We start from the raw sequence: 16,029 nt of genomic DNA on the forward strand, positions 1-16,029 counted from the left end.
TCTGTGTGCTGCTTTCTCAGCCGCAACAGTTGATATCTTATCACATGTTGTTTCGCCAGTCAAGCACTTTTTTCAACTTTTTTTATTTCTTTCAAGTTGTTGTCCCATCGCCATTCGCGGTGGAGTTTCATTATAGCACCATTTTTTACCAAATGTCAACATCTTTTTTAACTTATTTTTTAAACAAGTTTTATTTGTGTTTTACAATCCGGCAAAAGTGCGAAAAAAAAGAAATCTCAATCACTTAAGATTCTTTTCCCGCGAAGCTATAATCAAGCTTCCCTTATATCGGTAAAGGGAACGGAGAAAGAGGGATTTGAACCCTCGCGCCGCTATAAACGACCTACACCCTTAGCAGGGGCGCCTCTTCAGCCTCTTGAGTATTTCTCCACAAAACTGAACTATCCTCTACCAATATGAAGTGCGCGTCCCAATCGGTAGCGCAAATGTTATTATACATAAGGTATAACTGTTTGTCAATTCCTTTTGGCAAGTTTTTTCATATTCACCTGAATTTGTTATGGCAGAGACTATTCCTGAGTATATCCCGCAATGGTTTCATCTATACGTCTTTTTACTTCTTCTGCTATTTGTGTTGTTTTCATATCCTTGTATTCTTCATAATACATAGGCTTCAGATAAAATATCTTAACGGTTATCTTCCTGATGCTGTTTTCATCAAAGGGTATGAAGGAGTCTATCAGGGCACAGGGTACGATAGGACATCTGGCTTTCATTGCTCCCTTAAAGCTGCCTCCTTTGAATTCCTGGGTATGATTTCCCTGCCTGCTCCGGGTACCTTCCGGGAAAATCAAAAAGTTACGCCCTTTTTTCACTTCCTCCGCCATCGTCTGGATCACCTTCATGGATTGTCTCAGATCCTCTCTGTCAATAACAAGGGCGCCCAATGCCTTACGCACCTGTTTGAGAAGAATAACGTTGGCCGCTTCCTTTTTCATGACAAAAGAAAAGACTTTCGGACAGGATTCCAGGAATACGAGGCCGTCAAACAGGCCCTGGTGGTTGGGAAACATAATAAAGCCGTCTTTTTCCGGCAGGTTTTCCACACCGTGTGCTTCTATGGTGACGCGTCCCGCTCTGTTGGCGGCAAGAGTTGTTTTTTTACACCACCGGAAGCCTTCCTCATAGCTGATATTGTCATGTATGCTGCACCACCAGATGTGGCTGAAGTAGTAAAAGGCTTTAAAGAAAAGCCGGAATACCATCAAGGCAATTCTACGCATATTCTGATTCTCTTTTCCTGTTTATTCTGAACAATATTGCTTTATGGCAGTTTCATATAGATTATTCCCCTGGCTGTCTATCACCACAATGACGGGAAAGTCCTTCACTGCCAGCTTTCTAATCGCTTCCGTCCCCAAATCGTCATAAGCAATTACCTCTGAGCTGAGGATGGATTTGGAAAGAAGGGCTCCTGCACCTCCCACGGCGGCAAAATATACGGCGCCGTTACGGATCATAGCCTGTCTCACTTCTTCTGTGCGCTTTCCTTTCCCTATCATTCCCTGCATTCCCAAGTCCAGAAGCGACGGTGTATATTTGTCCATACGGCTGGCTGTAGTGGGTCCGGCCGATCCGATGGGCCTGCCTTCCCTCGCGGGGGACGGCCCCATATAGTATATTACATTTTCCCGGATATCAAACGGGAGCGTCTCTTCTTTTAATAGGGCTTCATACATTCGTTTATGTGCTGCATCCCTGGCTGTATATATAGTGCCTGTCAGCCAGACATAATCTCCTGCTTTCAGCGTGGCCGCTTCCTGTCTGGTAAAAGGCACTCTCATGTGTTTTTCCATTATATTCTCCTTCCGCCCAAATTGCTTTGCAACCATTCGGACCTGTCTGCATTGTCAAACGACTTTCTTCTTATTATATAATACTTATTCTGCAGATATTGTGTTTCTTACGGTTAGAACTACTATATAAAGGGGATTAACCGTGTCTATATAACCCGTACGGAATGTCTGTTCACATGACAGCAGATATTTACAGCAACGGGAAGTCCTGCTATATGGGTAGGATACGTATTGATATTTACTCCCAGCGCAGTCGTGGTTCCGCCAAGACCGCCGGGACCGATACCTGATTTATTTATCTTTTCCAGCAGTTCCTCTTCCATTTCCTTTATATAAGGAATATGTGAGCGGCTATCCAGCGGCCTGGTTAATGCCTGCTTTGCCAGGATAGCACACTTTTCAAAGGTTCCCCCAATCCCTACACCCACTACCATGGGAGGACATGCATTAGGCCCGGCATCACGCACGGCGGTCAACACTGCATTTTTAACACCCTCCATGCCGTCCGCCGGCTTAAGCATGAAAATCCGGCTCATATTCTCGCTGCCGAATCCTTTAGGGGCTACCGTTATTTTTACCTGATCTCCGGGGACGATGCTGTAATGAATGATTCCGGGTGTGTTATCTCCGGTATTTCGCCGGAGAAGGGGATCCCCTACTACGGATTTCCGCAGATAGCCTTCTGTATAGCCCTGTCGAATCCCTTCGTTTACGGCATCCTCAAGTTCACCACCTTCAAAATGGACTTCCTGCCCCACTTCCAGGAAAACAACTGCCATCCCTGTGTCCTGACATATGGGGATAGTGTCTTCTTTTGCTATCCGCAGGTTATCCTGCAGCTGTCCCAAAACCTGCTTCCCCAACGGAGCCTTCTCCTTCTCCACCGCATGGTTCAGGGCCTGCTCCATATCCGGCGTTAATATATGGTTGGCTTCAATACACATTTCCTTTATATTTTCCGTTATTTCGGATACCTGCACTGTTCTCATATGCTTTCAATCCCTTCCTATGCTGTACTGCTCTGCTTGTTTTAATTATAGTATAGTTTCCATTCTTTGTCACCAGCGTTTGGGCCGGGGATAAAGGTTTGTGGCAACAGTCCGGATGGCCCTTTGTGCCCTGCGGTATCTGCCGCCCCGGGAAAAATCTTGTTAATTTACTCTTGTACCGAATCTGTTCCTATCTTAAAATGGACAGAGCAGGACATCTGTGAGGCATATGGAAAAGGATGGTTTGATTTATGGATAGAAACGCACTTTTAATAAAAGAAATGATTCGGTATTACGCCAATGATCCCAAAAGAATCCAGCATTTTATCAAGGTTCATGATTTAGCCCGTATTATCGGCAGACTGGAACATCTGGGTGAGGAGGAACTGGATATCCTGGAAACCGCCGCTATCGTCCATGATATCGGCATTAAGGTGAGTGAAGAAAAATACGGAGACTGCAGCGGGAAGCATCAGGAACTGGAAGGGCCGATTATCGCACGGGCCATGCTGGAAACCCTGGAGTTTGCGGATTCTGTCATTGACAGGGTATGCTATCTGGTCGCCCATCATCATACGTACAATGAAATTGACGGATCCGATTATCAGATTCTGGTGGAAGCCGATTTCTTAGTTAATTTATATGAGGATCATTCTTCCCGGGAGGCTGTGGAACACGCCCTGCAGCATATCTTCCGTACAGGAAACGGAACCGCCATATGCCAGGACATGTTCGGGATCTCCCGGGAAGCTTCCGCTTAAGCAGGGACGATTTCTATCCAGTAGCCGTCGGGATCCTGGATAAAATAGATGCCCATCGCTTCATTTTCAAAGCAAATGCACCCCATTTCCTTATGACGGGAATGAGAGGCTTCCATATCATCTACCGTAAAGGCCAGGTGGAATTCATTATCCCCCAGATCATAGGAATTCTTTTCCCAGTCTCTCAGCCAGGTTAATTCCAGCTGGTGAGGTGTGGTTCCATCGGAAAGGAATGCCAGGATAAAGCTTCCGTCCGGGGCTTCTTTGGTGCGGATGGGTTTCAGCTCCAATGCTTCTTCATAAAAACGAAGGGATTTCTGTAAATTGGTTACATTAAAATTATTATGGGCAAACTTAAATTTCATAGGTACCTCCTGTGATTCAAAGTTAACTGTTATGTGCATTTTATATGTATAGAGTATATAATGCAACTAATTTTACAACTGTGAGGGACGGAACAGACAGGAGGCAAAAGGGTAGGCATTGCCTGCGGGAACAAACCGCTGTATACTGGGTTTATAATAAATGAAATATTCATGCAAAAGAAAAAGGAGAGCGTTCCATGAAAGCACTGCTGGTACTGTTACTTATTTTGTTATTTTTATTCTTATGTTATATGGTATTAATCATACCCCGGTTCCGTAAGCCGGATTATAAGGCACTTCTTCATCATTATTATGCACACAGGGGACTTCATAATATAGCTTTAGGAATTCCGGAGAATTCTATGAAAGCATTTCAGAGGGCCATTGACAACGGTTTTGGTATGGAAATGGATGTGCAGCTATCGCGGGACGGATTTCCGGTCGTCTTCCATGATGCTACTCTGACGCGGATGTGCGGAGTGGAAAAAAGGGTGGATGCACTGACCCTAAAAGAATTAAAGGAACTGACTCTGGCAGGCACCCAGGAACGGATTCCTACTTTTCAGGAATTCCTGGAACTTGTAAAAGGACAGGTACCTCTTATTATAGAAATAAAGATGGACAAAAGGGATGATCGGATTCCGGAGGCAGTTAATCATCTGCTTAAGGATTATAAAGGTGTTTATTGTATAGAATCCTTCCATCCTTCCGCTCTTATCTGGTATAAGAAAAACCGGCCGGATGTATTCCGCGGGCAGCTGTGTACTAACTTTAATAAAGAAAATAAAAATTGCAGCCTGTCTTTTTTCCTATTGGGTAAAATGCTTTCCAACGTTGCCTCAAGACCGGATTTTATCGCTTACAACTGGATATACCGGAATGATTTATCCAGAAAAATATGCTGCAATCTTTATCACGCCCTGTCGGTGGGATGGACTATACGTTCCCAGGAGGAAATGGACCTCTGCCGGAAGGATTTTACTCTTTTTATCTTTGAGAACTTTATACCGGAAGGAGAGGCCTGATGGAAAAACGTCATTTTATCTTTGATATCGACGGAACCTTGATTAATACAGAAAAAGCAATAATAAAGGGGCTTCAGGAACTGCTCATGGAGATTCAGGGCATTGCTTACGAACCGGAACAACTTTATTTCTGTCTGGGTATTCCCGGTCCTCACACACTTAAGCAACTGGGGATCGAGGGCGATCTGACAGCAGTACTCAAGCGGTGGGATGCCTATTATTGTAAACACGGCGGGGATGTTACCGTATATCCGGATATCAGGAAGGTTCTGGATCAATTGAGGGAAAATGGGATTTCACTAGGTGTAATAACCTCAAAAAACCAGGAGGAATATGATTATGATATGATCCGGCTGGGGCTGGCAGATTATTTTTCCATCACTGTAACCTCCACGGATACAACAGAGCATAAACCCAATCCGGCTCCCATGCTTTTTTATCTGGAAAGGGCAGGAATCCTTCCTGAACAGGCCGTGTATATCGGGGACAGCATCTATGATATGGAGTGTGCCAAAGGGGCCGGCGTTCCGCGGGCACTGGCTCTGTGGGGGTGTAAAAACCCCGAAGAAATCACGGCGGATTACAGGCTTTTTAAACCAAAGAATATCCTGGATCTTCTTAAAAAATTCTGACACAACAATTTAAAACATCTATAAGGGGAGAACATTTTTTATAGTTCCCCCTTTATTTGCTAACTATTCTTCCATCCTGGTTATATCCTCGTACTTAAGTGCAAAAAGACCATCCAATAAATAGGATAATTCTATTCTGCTTTTTTCTGTTATCCATACGGAAGAGATCAGTTCTTCCTCATGTTTGCCATATAACTCATCCAAATGCTGTGTATATTCATCAATCAGAGATTCATCCGTGTAAGAGCTGTCCTCTCCATTTGTAATATATAATGTTATTGATTTTAACAAACCTTCACCAATATTATAGGAAGTTAGGGCATCAATACCTTCTTTTTCTTCATAATCTAGGATCATAGTGGTAATTGAATCCTGCTTTTGGGTAACTATTGATTCCTCTGGCAACTTTTTTATAACTTCATCATAAGTCATTCCCCAATTAAAACCATTATAAAGGCCGCTATTATCGGGTCTGTTAATAAGTTTATATATCCCAATGCCTGCTACAACGATAAAAAGAAATGCAAGGATCAGAATCATTACTTTTGTGGAAAATACTTTTTTCTTAGTTGTTCCTGTTTTAGCAGACGATTCCACAGGGCAGCCGCATTTCGGGCACTCTGTTGCTTTGTCACTGATATCTGCCCCACATTCCGGACATTGAATAAGAGCCATAATTGAATTCTCCTTTATTTCTTATTTATTTTTTCGGGCAGCTGGCTGTCCAGTTTATCATACGCGGACATAAAATCCGATACCGTATCACTTTTTTTGGAGCTGAAACTGTTATAATTCCCAGACGGACTTATTGCCATATCTGTAAGTGATTTATAAGCTTCATATAAATCGGAAATCGTATCATAACATTTATCAAGGCCTTCCGGCGGCATCTGTAATTTTTTCATAATTTCTTTTACCGACACCTGATTAGCTTCTATCTTTGAAAGGACAGACTGTGTTGAGGAATCAGCATATAAATGACCCAGTGATTCATTAAAATCATCATAGAAAATGCCGGAACCTTGATTACTTATTGTATATTTATCTGTTTCACTATCTCGTTCTTTATAAATGGTATTGCTCCAAACATTTAATGTGAGGTTAATTATTGTTTCGGCATCCCCTCCTCCGTTGAGCATGAGAGACTGGGCTTTTTTTAGATCATCTATGTAAGCATTATAGGATTCCCGGTATTCTTTCTCCGCCTTTTTATCTGAGTATACTTTATAGGTGGCTCCTCCACCTATGCAAAACACCAGTGCAATAATAATACCTATAATAATTTTCTTGGTCCTTTGTTCCATCTTAATTCCGGCCACTTCCACCTGTTGTGGTTTCATTTCACCGGCTTCCGCATTTTTTTCAATCGGACATCCGCAATTTTTACACACCTTGTCTGTTTCGGATAATACCTCACCGCACTCCGTACATTTTAGCTCTTTTTTCTTCAGTTCCTCATTGAATATTTTCCCACAATGAATACATTTCATCGCCTTGTCAGATATGTCTTGTCCACATTCCGGACACTTTATGATTGCCATAATTCCCTCCACCCTTCATAAGCATCATTTTGTATAATAATAACAACTTTTAATTGTATTATAACGTCTTCATTATACAAAGTCAATCAAACAAAAGCATAGTAAAAGTAGGAATTTATCTGGCTTTTATGCTGCCACATTATACTTTCGGAAGGTTTTTATTTATATGAGACGTACTGTTCTATAAATTAAAAAGAGCCTATAACAGTAACATTTCTATATGATACTGTTATAGGCTCTCAGATTCTATTGAAAGTCAGGGATGAAATCAATCCCTACAACGTTTTTACCCTCTATATAAAACCGATTTCTTACCGGCAATATTAGAATATAACGGCTTACAAAAAAATTATTTTCATCCCTCGATAGGTATAATTGTCTTTTCTTCTTCAATTTTCTTAGGCTGCGGCTTATCGATCATGATCCGCAGGATACCATCTTTGAATGCCGCATGGATTTCATTCTCTGTAATATCCTCTCCCAAATAGAAGGTTCTCTTCATGGTTCCGTAGTATCTTTCTTTCCTTACGTATTTGGTTCTGTCTTCCGCGTTCTCAACAGGTTCTTTCCTGTCTGCGGTAATAGTAAGGTAGCCTTCCTTCAGTTCTGCCTTCACATCGTCCTTGGTAAAACCGGGAACCTCAATTTCCAGAAGGTACTGGCCGTCTTTTTCACGGATATCCGTTTTCATCAGCTGTGTCTGGGGCGCATAGCCTCTGTTGAAAAACGGGTCATCAAACATATCTCCAAAAAAGTCATTGAAAAAATTATTTCTGATTAACATAGTTTATTCCTCCTGCATTATTATATTGAAATCTGCGGCTTATCTGCCGCTCCTTTGTTGTTCTATAACATTTATAACACTAGTTGTTAGCACTGTCAAGAGGTGAGTGCTAATTAAATTATAAAAAAATTATGAACTCCTTTTTTAATGGTGCGGTATCCCTTTTCCGATCACTCCCAGCTATCTTCGGCTATCATCGCCGGAACTGTCACCCCTATAGAAATTGTTTTTATAAAAATGAACGGATTTGCTGGACATATACCCCGGAATACGAGTAAAATAGAACGCAGTAAAATATATTGGTTATGCGACAGGAGATTGATTATGAGTAAAGTTATCTTGACGGGCGACCGCCCTACCGGAAGGCTTCACGTGGGCCATTATGTGGGTTCCCTGAAACGCAGGGTGGAGCTGCAGAACTCCGGAGAATACGATAAAATATTTATTATGATTGCAGATGCCCAGGCACTCACTGATAATGCGGATAATCCGGAAAAGGTGCGTCAGAATATCATAGAGGTAGCGCTTGACTATCTGGCATGCGGGCTGGATCCGGAAAAGTCCACGCTGTTTATCCAGTCCCAGATTCCGGAACTGTGTGAGCTTTCTTTCTACTATATGAACCTGGTTACGGTCTCCAGGCTGCAGCGAAACCCCACGGTGAAATCGGAAATCCAGATGCGCAACTTTGAAACAAGCATACCTGTAGGCTTTTTTACCTATCCTATCAGCCAGGCGGCGGACATCACGGCTTTTAATGCCACCACCGTCCCGGTAGGCGAGGATCAGGCTCCCATGATTGAACAGACCAAGGAAATTGTCCATAAATTCAACTCCATTTATGGCGAAACCCTTACGGATCCGAATATCCTTCTGCCTGATAATAAGGTTTGCATGCGTCTGCCCGGAATCGACGGCAAAGCCAAAATGAGCAAATCCTTAAATAATTGTATTTATTTATCCGACAGTGAAGAAGAGGTACGTCAGAAAATCATGTCCATGTTTACCGATCCGGGTCACCTGCGCGTCCAGGATCCGGGAAAAGTGGAAGGGAATCCGGTATTTATTTATCTGGAAGCATTCTCCAACGAGGATCAGTTCGCCCGTTATCTTCCCGAATACAAAAACATTCAGGAAATGGAAGATCATTATGCAAGAGGCGGCCTTGGTGATGTAAAGGTTAAAAAATTCCTGAACAACGTTATGCAGGAAGAGCTGGAACCCATCCGGAAGCGGAGGAAAGAATTTGAAAAGGATATTCCCGAAATCTATAATATCCTGAAGAAAGGCAGTGAAATCGCGGAAGCGGAAGCTGCCAACACCCTCTCTCATGTTAAGAGGGCTATGAAAATTAATTATTTCGAAGACAATGCCCTGATACGGGAGCAGGCCGAACGCTTTGCCGCCGGAAGGGAATAACTACCGTCACTGTAAAGAGGGAATTCCGGCTGCCCCGGGTTCCCTCTTTTTATGCTTATATTGCAGCTGTTAATCGGATCGGCCAGAAGGCCAGCGCCTGGATCGTTACCCTGGTAAACAGGTAACCGGCCCTATGCTATACGTATATGCATCCCTTCTTTCCCAGGAACAGGACATCCCGTTACAGGTTACTTCCGTAAGCTGTCCCGTCCCATAAAGGAGTATCTGCTTCACAGGCAGTCCCGTGGTGATTGCCAGTTCCCCGTTTTTCCATTCCGCCGTAAAATGGTTTTTGCCGTTGTCGTCATAGCAGACGCAGGAAAGGCGATCTTTCAGGTTCATACAGATGGTCAGATCGGTAAAGGGTTCTTCCGGATCGCCGCCGCCTTGGGCAGAACGCATGGGCACTATGGTATTGGGCCGGATATATACGGGAATCTGATCCATGGCCGGCTTCAGGGATATCCATCTTCCGCCCTCCGCCAGGCGACCGGTGAAGAAATCCGCCCATGTCCCTTCCGGCAGATACAGGGCAAAATCATCCTGATCAAATACCGGCGCTACCAGAAGGCTGTCCCCCAGCATATATTCGGAACCTATATTGCGGAGATTGCGATCCTCCTGGAATTCCATGAGCAGCGGACGCATCATCGGAACGGATTCCAGGGATGCCTGCCATGCGGCAGAATACAGATACGGCATCAGCCTGTGGCGGAGCTGGTTATAATATGAAAATATATTCTTTGTTTCCGGCGCGAAATTCCAGGGTTCCCTGGGTGTCTTTCCATGGCATCTGCTCAGGGGTGAAAAGAAACCAAATTGTGTGGAACGGATATATTCTTCCTCTTCCGGCATACATTCATAGCCTTCATGGTCGGTATTATAAAAGCCGCCCATATCAAAGCCCCAGTAAGCAACACCGCTCAGGGCAAGACTGAGGCCGCCCTGAAGGATGCAGGCATGGTTATTCCGATGTGTGGAGGAATCTCCTGCCCAGGCTGCCGGAATCGTATGGCTTCCTGCATAACCGCTCCTGCCCCAGAGCATGGGCCGCTCACCCAGAGGCGCCTTTACCTCCCTCATGGCCTCGTATATGGTTTTTGCATACAGGTAAGTCAGCTTATTGTGCCCCTGTATACCGTTTGACCCGTCATAATAAACCCCATTTTCGGGGACCGCTTCGGAAAAATCCGTTTTTACCGCGCCGATTCCCATTGCAATCACTTCTTTTACCCTGGGGACATACCATTCCAGAAAATCCGGATTGGTGAAATCAAAGCATCCCACCTTCCTCCGGGCGCCTGCGGTAGCACAAAAGGTCAAGGGATCCCCGATCCCGTCCTTCACCAGCCAGCCTTTTTCCGCCGCCATCCGGAAATACACGGATGTTTCTCCAATATAAGGATATATCCACAGGCAGAGGTGTATTTTGTGTTCCCGGAGAACCCGTATCATCTCCTCCGGATCCGGGAAACGCTGCGTATCCCATACCCATGCCCCGCTGTCCTCCTGCTTCTGCCATGCGTCCAGATTCATCACATCTATGGAGACGCCTTCTTCCTCAGCCTTGGCAATCACCTGGTACACTTCTTCCTGATCCTTATAGACACATTTTGACATCCAGAGGCCAAACGCCCATCTTGGTATCATGGGAATACTGCCTGTCATATGCACATAATCTGCCAGCAGATCCTTATAATCCCGGTTGGCAAACAGTATATAATCCAGATAGCTGTCCTCCACCTCCACCCCATAGGTAACATTGGAGCCGCATCCCATGTCAAAGGTCATTCTGGTAAAGCTGTTCACCAGGATAGAATACCCTCTGCTGCTCATGAAATACGGATGGTTTTTGTAGGAATCCCCGGTATTGGTGCTCAATGCATCCTTCTGCCAGCATTGGATTTTTTGTCCTCTCTTATTAAATTCGGTAAATTTCTCACCGAAGCCGTAAAATGCCTCACCGGCATACATATACATACTCTCCCTGACCCGGATCACCCTGCCCTCGTCATCCCGGTCAAACCCCAAAGGAAGGTATTTGCACATATTATCCACGTTGGAATCCCGGTTCTGTTCCTTTGTCAGCAGCCTGCCGTCCAGGTAGGTACTCACTTCCCAGGGTATCTTTCTTATCCGGATTTCCAGCCTGGCAGTATGTATGGACAGCGTTTCTTTCTCTTCCGCCACCTGGTAGGACACTGTCTTTTCCAAAGAAAAAACTTCGTTTGTAAAATCCGGCTCCTTTCCTTCCGGATACATCCGGAAACGGTAGGACGACGGACTCAAAGGCTGTATAAGCACTGCGGCTTTTTTATTCCGGTATGTCCCTGCTTCTATTACCACGCCGTCTCCCCTGTCCGTATATCCCAGGACTCCTGTCAGGAAATCGAAATTGTGGCTGAATATGGTTTTCAGATATCCCAGCTGTGGATTATAGCTTACTTCTGTTTTCTTGTTCATCAGATAACCCTCCCCTACTTTTTTCTATTGATTCCGGTATTCCTCCGGCGTGCAGCCGCACAGTTTCTTAAAGGACTGGATAAAATGAGATGTATTATTGTACCCCACCTGCGCGGCAACTTCATTTATTTTCATACTTTTATCCTCCAGCAGCTCCCTGGCCTTCTTGATCCTGAGTTCGATTACATACCGGGAAAAGGTCTGCCCCACAGCGCCTTTAAACAGCCGGCTCAGGTAGGAAGGATTCATAAAATACTTTTTTTCGGCAAGCTCCTGCAAAGAAAGATCGTACTGGTAATTCTGCTCCACATAATGGAGGATGTCGCGTATTATGGCATTTCCCCCGTTTTTGAGGGAATTCTGTCCCTGATCACAGATTTCCCGGATAATATCCATGAGATATTCTTCCAGCTCGCCGGGGTGCTTGAAATTATATAGATCATACCTGCGGGAAAACATGATTTCCACCTTGCAGTCCATGGCTTCGTTTTCCTTATACAGGGAACGGTAGTACCGGTTAACGCTCCGCAGAATATTCAAAATCATGTCATAATAGGCATTCACGTCTCCGCTTTCCAGCAAATCCGGTTTAGTAAGCAGCCCGTGAACCAGGGCCGCCGCTTTCCCGCTGTCGGAAAGCTGAAGGGAGCCGGCGAGCGCATTTTCATCCTGGGAAAGGAAATAGGTATTCCCGCCGTGGGGAAGCTGATATTCGAAAATCCGGTTCCAGCCCTTCAGAAGCCGGATATTAATGGCATACAGGCATTCTTTATAGGCGTCGTACCTATTGACACATCCGGAAAAAGGGCGGCTTGTTCCCATCACCACCCCGGTCTGAAGCTGGACACGGCAGTAATTCAGGATGCCTTCCAGATCCTTTAGCAGGCTTCCCTCCTCTGCAGCGACCGCCATATATTCATCGTTCTGCTGGCAGAAAAAGTTCCCCGCCAGCCTGCTTCCCAGCTTCTGGCTGCAGATTTTGCCCAGAAAGCCGGCGTCTTTGTCATTCATGGGCCGTTCCAACTGCAGGACAAATATCCTGCAGGACACATCGTCGGGCAGCCACGACACTCCGGGCATATGGAGCTTCATCAGCTCCTCATTTGTGAGCACCTGTTTGGAAGAGGTATATCCATTCGGCAGTTTCTTCAGCCGTTCCTGGACACCGGCCTCCACCTCTCTGCGGAAGCTTTCCTGTTTTTCCTCCAGCTGCCGTAACACGTTTAACAGCTGTTCTTTTTTCACGGGTTTTATCAGGTATTGCCTGACTTCGTATTCCATAGCTTTTCTGGCATAATCAAATTCCTCATAGCCGGATACGATTACCACCTGGATATAAGGCATATTCATATGAATATATTCTGCAAGCTCCAGGCCGTTTTGCTTCGGCATAATAATATCTGTCAGAACCACATCCACATCCGTGTTCTGTTCCAGAAAATCCACCGCCGCCCTGCCGTTTTCCACAGCGGCTGCCAGCTCCACCTCCATATTACATTCCCTGACAATCTTTATCAGCCTCTGCCTGGCGTAATATTCATCCTCGGCAATCAATATTTTCATATCGTTTCTCCTACCCGTCCTGTCTGAACGATTACCCGGGCTTTGTGTCCCGCAATGCTTTTATCCGCAGTACCGCCCGGGTCCACCGGCCATATTCGCTGTACAGGGTGATTCCGTAGATTTTGCCATAATAGCCGGATACGCGGGCATTTACGTTCATAATACCGATTCCGTCTCCTCCGAAATCCTGACCGGCATTCATATTCACCCGGTATTCGAACAACTTCTGATTCATGTCCTCCAGCTTTTTTTTATTGATTCCGACACCGTTATCCGTGACAGTCAGGAGCATGTCCTCCTCTCCTTCCAGCGAGGCGCTGATCGTCACGCGCCCTTTTTCCGCGGTGCCGAACAGCCCATGGGATATGCTGTTCTCCACAAGGGGCTGGAGGATGAATTTCATGACCTTAAAGGAATAAATCTCTTCCGGGATTTCATAAATCATCTCAAACTGATCCGGGAACCGGTATTTCTGTATCTGTACATAATCCTTTACGTGATCGATTTCCTCCCGGAGCGTGACAATGGAATCCCCTTTCAGGTTATACCGGAATATATTGGATATGCTGTCCGTAATTTCTACGATATTGTCCATGTTTTCTATTTCTGCGATAGCGCTTATGGTATTCAGCGTATTATAAAGAAAATGGGGATTGATCTGGTAGGTCAGCATTTTGATTTGGGCTTCCTTCTGATCGATCTCATAAAGAAGTGTTTTTTCCGCATATTCATTAATCCGATCCGCCATGCTGTTATAATTCTGTATCACATTCCGTATTTCATTATTTCCCAGCAGCCATTCCTCCTCCTTCGATAAATATACCTTTGCGAGGGAGGTTCCTTTATTATGCCGTATCACTTCATCCATTTTGGTCAATGGATCCATCAGCTGGTTAACCCGGTAATAGTAGATCATAAAAACCACAGCCGCCGTAACAAGCAGGATGGTGATATCCCTGACTTTGCGTTCCGATATGGAGCGGAGGGCTTCCTTTTCGGCAATGAAGCGCACCACTGTCCAGCCCGAACTCTCGCTGCGTATGGCAGTCATCAGGTAATCCAGCCCGCCGATGCGCAGGATATCCTGTTCCCGTCCTTCCTCTACCATCTGCTTTGCTTTTTCCTGCACTTGTGTAAGCTGTTCTCCGTACAGGCCGCCCTTCCCGTTATTGTAAATCTGCATATCCTCATAAAACAGCAGGGTGCCTGCGGGGTTATCTGTGGAATTGAGCAGACGATCCAGCTCCGCATAGCTGATGTCCAGGGTTACATAGGCCAGAGGAGAGGTCCCGTTATAGCTGTACAATACTTTTACAGCGGTCACGACCTTGTAATCCACCTGGCCGATGCTCCAGACCGACGGATCCGTATAATAAATACTGTGCCCGATCTTTCCGCTGTCCACGATTTCCCATATGTAATCCTTATAGTCCTGGAACACGGAGCTGATATTGCTGTATACATCCCCGTTCGCAGAGAAGATGCAGCAGCGTTTTATGTATTTGCTGTTGGAAACCACGTGGTTGATGGTCCCTTCCACATAAGTGGTGTTCTGGAACCGTGTCACTTCATCATACTGGCTTTTCCGGTGGTTGATAATGTTGCACATCCTCTGATCCTGATAATGAAGGTTAAACAGGCTTCCCACATCCAGGATAATGGAATCCACGGAATAGGCCAGCTGCTTGCCGCTCTCCATCAGATGATTAATGTCGGCCTGCCTCAGTTCGCCGATATTCTGGTTATAAATCATCAGGCTCACGCCCATCATGATAACCGTGAAAATCAGAAATACCGTAAGTACTTCCAGGCGGACGGATTTCCTTCTCATGTCTTAACTGCGCCCTGGGTCAGTCCGGCAACGATATATTTCTGGGCGCAGATATAGGCAATTACCACCGGCAGCATAGCAACCAGATAGGAGGCAAATGCCAGGTTATAGTCAAACGTATACTGGGATTTAAAGTTATATTGGAACAAGGGCAGCGTCCACATTCCCGGCTGCTGGTTTAAGATGAGCAGGGGCATCTGGAAATCGTTCCATACCCATAAAGCGTTCATGACAAAAATAGTGGCAACCATAGGTTTTATCAAAGGAAGAACCACGCGCCAATAAGCGGTAAAGGTGGTACAGCCGTCGATAGACGCCGCTTCCTCCAAATCCCTGGGCACACTCTTCACATAGTTGGCAAGAAGGAATACTCCCTGGGATGACGCCAGGGCAAGGCACATGCAAATCAGTCCTGTCTGGTTTAAAAGCTTCATTTTGGTGAGATACTGCACCAGCGGCACCATGATAACCTGGAACGGTACAAAAATCCCAAGAAGAAGATAAAAATAGATGGTCTTAAAGTATCTGTTTTCTTCCATTTTCCGTGCAATGGCATAGGCGCACATGGGAATGAAAACAAGTATCAGCACCACCGAAATGATTGTGATTTTAGCGGAATTCCACACATAAGTCCAGTACCCGCTTTTTTCAAACACACTGATAAAATTGCCCAGGTAAAAGGAGGCAGGAAGTGAGAAAAAATCAGCCGCGGATTCCTGCTGTGTCTTTAAAGAGGTTATCACGGTGATATACATGGGAAACAGGATAATAAGCGCCCCTATAAGTAGGACAATCCATGTAACCACTTTAGCAATTCTGGATGATATCGATTTTCCCAT

At 45.2% G+C, this 16,029-nt stretch carries 15 protein-coding genes and 1 tRNA gene; 4 read left to right on the forward strand and 12 right to left on the reverse strand.

From position 1 onward, the window contains the following. Positions 1-301: 301 nt before the first annotated feature. The 4 genes from DXA36_RS19225 to DXA36_RS19240 all read right to left on the reverse strand — a co-directional run bounded on the left by DXA36_RS19225 (position 302) and on the right by DXA36_RS19240 (position 2,806). Positions 302-390, reverse strand: a tRNA-Ser gene (locus DXA36_RS19225). A 140-nt stretch (positions 391-530) separates the two neighbouring features. After that, complete coding sequence (locus tag DXA36_RS19230; RefSeq protein WP_118681110.1) at positions 531-1,244, reverse strand: lysophospholipid acyltransferase family protein; 714 nt, start codon at positions 1,242-1,244, stop codon at positions 531-533. A 21-nt stretch (positions 1,245-1,265) separates the two neighbouring features. Then, entirely contained in the window at positions 1,266-1,817 is a 552-nt protein-coding gene (locus DXA36_RS19235) for a Fe-S-containing hydro-lyase (protein WP_118681111.1), read from the reverse strand. Between the two features lie 146 nt (positions 1,818-1,963). Beyond that, complete coding sequence (locus DXA36_RS19240; protein WP_118681112.1) at positions 1,964-2,806, reverse strand: fumarate hydratase; 843 nt, start codon at positions 2,804-2,806, stop codon at positions 1,964-1,966. A 251-nt stretch (positions 2,807-3,057) separates the two neighbouring features. Between DXA36_RS19240 and DXA36_RS19245 the strand changes: the two genes are divergently transcribed. Next, positions 3,058-3,567, forward strand: a complete 510-nt coding sequence (locus DXA36_RS19245; RefSeq protein ID WP_118681113.1) for an HD domain-containing protein — start codon at positions 3,058-3,060, stop codon at positions 3,565-3,567. Here the strand turns inward: DXA36_RS19245 and DXA36_RS19250 are convergent. Beyond that, complete coding sequence (locus tag DXA36_RS19250) at positions 3,564-3,932, reverse strand: VOC family protein (RefSeq protein WP_118681114.1); 369 nt, start codon at positions 3,930-3,932, stop codon at positions 3,564-3,566. The two genes, DXA36_RS19245 and DXA36_RS19250, sit on opposite strands and share 4 nt — an antisense overlap. A gap of 251 nt (positions 3,933-4,183) precedes the next feature. Between DXA36_RS19250 and DXA36_RS19255 the strand changes: the two genes are divergently transcribed. Together DXA36_RS19255 and DXA36_RS19260 are read left to right on the forward strand one after the other, a co-directional pair. Continuing rightward, positions 4,184-4,957, forward strand: coding sequence for a glycerophosphodiester phosphodiesterase family protein (locus tag DXA36_RS19255; RefSeq protein WP_279221554.1), 774 nt, complete (start codon positions 4,184-4,186; stop codon positions 4,955-4,957). Beyond that, on the forward strand, positions 4,957-5,589 hold the full coding sequence (locus tag DXA36_RS19260) for an HAD family hydrolase (RefSeq protein WP_118681116.1): 633 nt from the start codon (positions 4,957-4,959) through the stop codon (positions 5,587-5,589). The genes DXA36_RS19255 and DXA36_RS19260 overlap by 1 nt, the downstream gene beginning before the upstream one ends. 63 nt (positions 5,590-5,652) lie before the next feature. Here the strand turns inward: DXA36_RS19260 and DXA36_RS19265 are convergent, their stop codons facing one another. From DXA36_RS19265 to DXA36_RS19275, 3 genes are all read right to left on the reverse strand, one after another. Next, entirely contained in the window at positions 5,653-6,264 is a 612-nt protein-coding gene (locus tag DXA36_RS19265; protein ID WP_118681117.1) for a zinc-ribbon domain-containing protein, read from the reverse strand. Positions 6,265-6,278: 14 nt separating this feature from the next. Continuing rightward, positions 6,279-7,130 (reverse strand): zinc ribbon domain-containing protein, encoded by an 852-nt coding sequence (locus DXA36_RS19270; RefSeq protein WP_118681118.1) that lies wholly within the window; start codon positions 7,128-7,130, stop codon positions 6,279-6,281. Between the two features lie 355 nt (positions 7,131-7,485). Continuing rightward, entirely contained in the window at positions 7,486-7,914 is a 429-nt protein-coding gene (locus DXA36_RS19275; RefSeq protein WP_118681119.1) for an Hsp20/alpha crystallin family protein, read from the reverse strand. Positions 7,915-8,238: 324 nt separating this feature from the next. Here DXA36_RS19275 and trpS point away from each other — a divergent pair, with 324 nt between their 5' ends. After that, a complete protein-coding gene (gene trpS, locus DXA36_RS19280) occupies positions 8,239-9,333 on the forward strand; it encodes a tryptophan--tRNA ligase (RefSeq protein WP_118681120.1) in 1,095 nt (364 codons plus the stop codon). Positions 9,334-9,438: 105 nt separating this feature from the next. Here the strand turns inward: trpS and DXA36_RS19285 are convergent, their stop codons facing one another. From DXA36_RS19285 to DXA36_RS19300, 4 genes are read right to left on the reverse strand one after another with little or no spacing between them, the layout of a single operon-like run. Continuing rightward, entirely contained in the window at positions 9,439-11,796 is a 2,358-nt protein-coding gene (locus DXA36_RS19285; RefSeq protein WP_118681121.1) for a glycoside hydrolase family 31 protein, read from the reverse strand. Positions 11,797-11,820: 24 nt separating this feature from the next. After that, on the reverse strand, positions 11,821-13,359 hold the full coding sequence (locus tag DXA36_RS19290) for a response regulator transcription factor (protein WP_118681122.1): 1,539 nt from the start codon (positions 13,357-13,359) through the stop codon (positions 11,821-11,823). Between the two features lie 31 nt (positions 13,360-13,390). Continuing rightward, the gene (locus DXA36_RS19295; RefSeq protein WP_118681123.1) at positions 13,391-15,190 is read right to left on the reverse strand and encodes a sensor histidine kinase; all 1,800 of its coding nucleotides are present in this window, start codon (positions 15,188-15,190) and stop codon (positions 13,391-13,393) included. Continuing rightward, positions 15,187-16,029 (reverse strand): carbohydrate ABC transporter permease, encoded by an 843-nt coding sequence (locus tag DXA36_RS19300; RefSeq protein ID WP_118681124.1) that lies wholly within the window; start codon positions 16,027-16,029, stop codon positions 15,187-15,189. The genes DXA36_RS19295 and DXA36_RS19300 overlap by 4 nt, the downstream gene beginning before the upstream one ends.

Origin of the sequence: Eisenbergiella sp. OF01-20 (genome assembly GCF_003478085.1) — a bacterium.
In the GTDB taxonomy this organism is placed as follows: Bacteria; Bacillota; Clostridia; order Lachnospirales; family Lachnospiraceae; genus Eisenbergiella.

Excerpts from the sequence above, each read along its gene's own strand:
- trpS (WP_118681120.1), top strand. The coding sequence starts at position 8,239 with ATGAGTAAAGTTATCTTGACGGGCGACCGCCCTACCGGAAGGCTTCAC.
- DXA36_RS19300 (WP_118681124.1), bottom strand. The coding sequence starts at position 16,029 with ATGGGAAAATCGATATCATCCAGAATTGCTAAAGTGGTTACATGGATT.
- DXA36_RS19240 (WP_118681112.1), bottom strand. The coding sequence starts at position 2,806 with ATGAGAACAGTGCAGGTATCCGAAATAACGGAAAATATAAAGGAAATG.
- DXA36_RS19295 (WP_118681123.1), bottom strand. The coding sequence starts at position 15,190 with ATGAGAAGGAAATCCGTCCGCCTGGAAGTACTTACGGTATTTCTGATT.
- DXA36_RS19250 (WP_118681114.1), bottom strand. The coding sequence starts at position 3,932 with ATGAAATTTAAGTTTGCCCATAATAATTTTAATGTAACCAATTTACAG.
- DXA36_RS19285 (WP_118681121.1), bottom strand. The coding sequence starts at position 11,796 with ATGAACAAGAAAACAGAAGTAAGCTATAATCCACAGCTGGGATATCTG.
- DXA36_RS19235 (WP_118681111.1), bottom strand. The coding sequence starts at position 1,817 with ATGGAAAAACACATGAGAGTGCCTTTTACCAGACAGGAAGCGGCCACG.
- DXA36_RS19270 (WP_118681118.1), bottom strand. The coding sequence starts at position 7,130 with ATGGCAATCATAAAGTGTCCGGAATGTGGACAAGACATATCTGACAAG.
- DXA36_RS19230 (WP_118681110.1), bottom strand. The coding sequence starts at position 1,244 with ATGCGTAGAATTGCCTTGATGGTATTCCGGCTTTTCTTTAAAGCCTTT.
- DXA36_RS19265 (WP_118681117.1), bottom strand. The coding sequence starts at position 6,264 with ATGGCTCTTATTCAATGTCCGGAATGTGGGGCAGATATCAGTGACAAA.
- DXA36_RS19290 (WP_118681122.1), bottom strand. The coding sequence starts at position 13,359 with ATGAAAATATTGATTGCCGAGGATGAATATTACGCCAGGCAGAGGCTG.
- DXA36_RS19260 (WP_118681116.1), top strand. The coding sequence starts at position 4,957 with ATGGAAAAACGTCATTTTATCTTTGATATCGACGGAACCTTGATTAAT.
- DXA36_RS19245 (WP_118681113.1), top strand. The coding sequence starts at position 3,058 with ATGGATAGAAACGCACTTTTAATAAAAGAAATGATTCGGTATTACGCC.
- DXA36_RS19255 (WP_279221554.1), top strand. The coding sequence starts at position 4,184 with ATGGTATTAATCATACCCCGGTTCCGTAAGCCGGATTATAAGGCACTT.
- DXA36_RS19275 (WP_118681119.1), bottom strand. The coding sequence starts at position 7,914 with ATGTTAATCAGAAATAATTTTTTCAATGACTTTTTTGGAGATATGTTT.